The following is a 4748-nucleotide window of genomic DNA, read 5'->3' as shown; positions in this document are numbered from 1 at the left end:
GGGTGACGAATGCCAGTATACCGATCTGGATCTTGCGTCTAAATCGGCTATGGAGGTGGGTTTTAAGCAAGTTCGAGTCGAGTCTAAATGAGAGAATTAAGCGTAATGACTACTTCCAAAAAGTTATAAAACATACTTATCTATTCTTTCTTGTTATTAAAGAGAGTGGTTAATCTATTGTCACGCAATGAATAGGGAAGTCGTGACCATGTCTTCAGGAAATACCATACCCCAAGAGCTAGCCAGTTTAGCTAGCCCACTCAATGACGCGCAACTGAACGGATTGCAGCGTACTATTTCAGAACTTTCGCCGCAGCAGCTTGCTTGGGTTAGCGGATATTTTTGGGGCCTCAGTCAGTCTCAAGCATCAAGCATTTCTACTTTCAGCTCACAAGCAGCCACTTTAGTATCAACGGAGCCTGCGACTCAATTAACCATTATTTTCGCTTCTCAAACAGGCAATGCAAAAGGCCTTGCTGAAGGATTGGAAAGAGAAGCTCAGGCTGCCGGTATCGCGGTTCAATTATTCGATGCGAGTGATTACAAAGGCAAAGATCTTGCTAAAGAAACGCATGTTATTTTTGTTGCATCGACCAATGGCGAGGGCGAAGCCCCTGATAATGCATTAGCGCTGCATGAATTTTTACAATCCAAGAAAGCGCCGAAATTACCTCACTTGCAATATGGTGTGATTGGCTTAGGTGACTCCAGTTATGAATTTTTCTGCCAAACGGGTAAAGATTTTGATGCATTTTTAGAGCAGCTTGGTGCCAAACGTTTTATTGAACGAGTGGATTGCGACGTTGATTACGAACACCAAGCCGCCGAGTGGAAAGCCAAGGCATTAGCAGTGGTAAAAGAAGCCTTTGCCATTACGGCTGCACAAGTTGTGCAATTACCCGTGAGTCAAACCACGAGTCCTCTATCTCAATACAGTAAGCAAAATCCTTACAGTGCGACCTTACTGACGAGTCAAAAAATTACTGGGCGAGATTCAGGAAAAGAGGTGCGCCACATTGAAATTGACTTGGGTGAGTCAGGTATAACTTATCAGTCTGGGGATGCACTTGGAGTATGGTATGAAAACGATACAGAGTTGGTCAATGCCGTGTTATCTGCGACTGGGCTATCGGGTGTCGAAAGTGTTGAGGTCGATGGCGAAAGTTTATCCATCCATAGTGCTTTAATGCATAAATATGAAATTACGGCTGCAAATCCTCAGATGATGACCAAGTTTGCTGAGTTATCTGGTTGTGCGAAACTGCTTGAGCTGGTGGAGGACAAAGAGAAGCTCAGATTGTATGCGAGCCGTCATCAAGTGATTGATGTACTGCGAGAGAAGCAAACTAAACTGACGGCCCAAGCGCTACTCTCTTTATTACGTCGTTTAACGCCGCGTCTTTATTCTATCGCATCAAGTCAAAGCGAAGTTGAAGATGAAGTGCATCTTACCGTCAGCATTGTTCAGTATACACACCAAGATGAGCACCGTTTTGGGGGGGCGTCCAGTTACCTTGGCCAGCGCTTAGAAGAGGGCGATAAGGTAAAGGTTTTCATTGAACACAATAATAATTTCAAACTACCGCAAGATGATAACGTGCCTATTATCATGATTGGTCCTGGCACCGGAATTGCGCCATTTCGTAGCTTTATTCAAGAGCGTGATAATCGTGAAGCAAAAGGAAAAAACTGGCTGTTTTTTGGTGATCGTACATTTACTCAAGATTTTCTCTATCAAGTTGAGTGGCAAAAATATCTGAAATCCGGTGTGCTGAGTCGTCTAGATGTGGCGTTTAGCCGTGATCAGCATGAGAAAGTCTACGTTCAGCATCGATTACTTGAACAATCCGAACTGGTCTGGCAATGGATTCAAAACGGTGCGTATCTTTATGTCTGTGGTGATGCAACGCACATGGCGAAAGATGTGCATGATGCACTAATTGTTATTGCACAGCAGCAAGGTGGGTTATCACGTGAACAGGCAGAGACATATATCAACGATCTGCGCAAAGCAAAACGTTATCAAAGGGATGTGTACTAATGAGCACCAAACAACAATCTAATCATCAAGAAGTATTAGGACAAGAGCTAGGACCATTGTCAGATAACGAGCGCTTGAAACGTGAAAGTCACTTTTTACGTGGGACGATCGAGCAAGATCTGCAAGATCACATCACAGGTGGCTTTACTGCTGACAACTTTCAGCTGATTCGCTTTCATGGCATGTATCAACAAGACGATCGCGATATTCGTAACGAACGTGCAAAACAAAAGTTAGAACCTCTGCACAATGTGATGTTACGTGCGCGCATGCCTGGCGGGATCATCACACCGAAACAATGGCTAGCGATAGATAAATTTGCAACTGAGCACAGCCTATATGGCAGCATTCGTTTAACCACTCGCCAAACCTTTCAGTTTCATGGGGTATTGAAGCCTAACATTAAATTGATGCATCAAACGTTGAACAGCATTGGTATTGATTCGATTGCCACAGCGGGTGATGTGAACCGTAACGTACTGTGTACGTCCAATCCTGTGGAGTCTGAACTGCATCAGGAAGCTTACGAATGGGCGAAGAAGATTTCGGAACATCTGTTACCTAAAACGCGCGCTTATGCCGAAATTTGGTTGGACGGTGAAAAACTAGAAACTACAGATGAAGAGCCGATTTTAGGTAATAACTACTTACCGCGTAAGTTCAAAACGACAGTGGTTATTCCGCCCCAAAACGATGTGGATGTGCATGCCAACGATTTAAACTTTGTTGCGATTGCCGAACAAGGTCGGTTAGTTGGTTTTAATGTGCTGGTGGGTGGCGGCCTAGCCATGACGCACGGTGATACTTCTACTTACCCGCGTCGTGCTGATGATTTCGGATTTATTCCTTTGGATAAAACCTTAGAAGTCGCCGCCGCTGTGGTTACGACTCAGCGTGATTGGGGAAACCGGTCTAATCGTAAAAATGCAAAAACTAAATACACACTCGATAGAGTGGGCGTCGATGTGTTCAAAGCCGAAGTTGAAAAGCGTGCTGGTATTGAGTTTGCGGTCAGCCGCCCTTACGAGCTCACAGAACGTGGTGATCGGATTGGGTGGATTGAAGGTATCGATGGTAAGCATCATTTAGCACTTTTCATCGAAAATGGTCGTTTACTCGATTTCCCTGATAAACCGCTAAAGAGTGGTGTGGCAGAAATTGCTAAAATCCACCAAGGTGATTTTCGTATGACGGCCAATCAAAACCTCATCGTAGCGGGAGTACCAGCTGTACAAAAAGCCACGATTGAGCAGATTGCGCGTCAGCATGGTTTGATCAATGACAATGTGAGTGAGCAACGTAAAAATTCGATGGCGTGCGTCTCTTTCCCTACGTGCCCATTAGCTATGGCTGAGGCGGAACGTTTCCTCCCTCAATTTGTAACGGATGTAGAGACGATCCTACAAAAAAATGCGTTGCCTAAAGAAGAAAACATTATCTTACGTGTCACAGGTTGTCCGAACGGATGTGGCCGAGCGATGTTGGCTGAAATTGGTTTAGTTGGTAAAGCTCCCGGCCGCTACAACCTACATCTTGGCGGCAATAGAGCGGGCACTCGTGTGCCTAAAATGTATAAAGAAAACATTACCGATAAACAGATCCTAGAAGAAATTGACCATCTAGTCGGCCGCTGGGCGCTAGAGCGTCAATCCAATGAGGGTTTTGGCGATTTCACCATTCGCACCGGCATTATAGAAGAGGTGATCATCTCTAAGAGAGATTTCTATGCTTGAAGTATCAGTAGTTCCTAAATTATCCGAGTTATTGGCGCTAACTAAAGTAGAGCAAACGTTACGCCTTGCCCCATTAAATGCTTATCTCGAAACCTTAACAGCGCAGCAGCGAGTGATGTGGGCGATTGAGAATCTAGAAGGAACCCATGCGCTTTCTTCTAGCTTTGGCATTCAAGCCGCATTGATGCTGCATCTGGTTTCTAGTGTAAAAAGCGATATACCAGTGGTATTGACGGATACTGGCTATTTGTTTCCTGAAACCTATCAATTTATTGACCAGCTCACGGATCACCTGAATCTCAATCTGCATATCTTCAGCGCTACGATAAGTCCATCATGGCAGGAGGCGCGTTACGGTAAACTTTGGGAACAAGGCGTTACTGGCATTGAACAATACAATCACCTTAATAAAGTAGAACCGATGCGAAGAGCGTTAGATGAACTAGATATTGGTACTTGGTTTTCTGGCCTACGCCGAGAGCAATCACAATCGCGGGCGACATTACCTATTTTAGCGATTCAAAATGGTGTGTTTAAATTCCTACCTGTGATTGATTGGACAAATAAAGATGTACATTATTATCTGCAAGAAAATCACCTGCCGTATCATCCATTGTGGGAGCAAGGTTACCTTTCAGTTGGTGACACTCATACCACTCGTAAATGGGAACCGGGAATGAATGAAGAAGAAACGCGTTTCTTCGGCTTAAAAAGAGAGTGTGGTCTTCATGAAGAGAATAACTAAGGAGATGATGCAGGTATTTAATCTTCTATATAGTGTAAAAAAGAAATGAGTGAAACGGAAAAAGCGTCTGAAGGCGCTTTTTCTACGTTTGAAAAGATAAAAATTACAGCTAATGTGTATAACTCTGTGGGTAACATGTTTACTTGATCTTAGTAAAATTGAATAAATAAGGCTTTGAGCAGTAATTTGGTGATTAAGCGTTATTTTTGCAATTTTCACAAAATAACGC

The 4748-nt window shown here is 43.8% G+C and carries 3 protein-coding genes; all 3 read left to right on the top strand.

Going from position 1 to position 4748, the window contains the following annotated elements:
* Positions 1 to 187 precede the first annotated feature (187 nt).
* Genes VOR_RS0106465 through VOR_RS0106455 form a run of 3 tightly spaced genes read left to right on the top strand, consistent with a single transcriptional unit; the run spans position 188 to position 4519 of the window.
* Positions 188 to 2041 (top strand): assimilatory sulfite reductase (NADPH) flavoprotein subunit, encoded by a 1854-nt coding sequence (locus tag VOR_RS0106465; RefSeq protein ID WP_029626956.1) that lies wholly within the window; start codon positions 188 to 190, stop codon positions 2039 to 2041.
* A complete protein-coding gene (gene cysI, locus VOR_RS0106460; protein ID WP_010318903.1) occupies positions 2041 to 3774 on the top strand; it encodes an assimilatory sulfite reductase (NADPH) hemoprotein subunit in 1734 nt (577 codons plus the stop codon). Before VOR_RS0106465 ends, cysI begins: the two co-directional genes overlap by 1 nt.
* On the top strand, positions 3767 to 4519 hold the full coding sequence (locus VOR_RS0106455; RefSeq protein ID WP_010318902.1) for a phosphoadenylyl-sulfate reductase: 753 nt from the start codon (positions 3767 to 3769) through the stop codon (positions 4517 to 4519). The genes cysI and VOR_RS0106455 overlap by 8 nt, the downstream gene beginning before the upstream one ends.
* Positions 4520 to 4748: the final 229 nt, after the last annotated feature.

Origin of the sequence: Vibrio ordalii ATCC 33509 (genome assembly GCA_000257205.1) — a bacterium.
Taxonomy (GTDB): Bacteria; Pseudomonadota; Gammaproteobacteria; order Enterobacterales; family Vibrionaceae; genus Vibrio; species Vibrio ordalii.
The sequence above is the reverse complement of the archived record's forward strand: the minus strand, read 5'-3'. Positions and strand labels throughout refer to the sequence as shown.

Coding starts and splice junctions, on each gene's coding strand:
- cysI (WP_010318903.1), top strand. CDS start 2,041: ATGAGCACCAAACAACAATCTAATCATCAAGAAGTATTAGGACAAGAG.
- VOR_RS0106455 (WP_010318902.1), top strand. CDS start 3,767: ATGCTTGAAGTATCAGTAGTTCCTAAATTATCCGAGTTATTGGCGCTA.
- VOR_RS0106465 (WP_029626956.1), top strand. CDS start 188: ATGAATAGGGAAGTCGTGACCATGTCTTCAGGAAATACCATACCCCAA.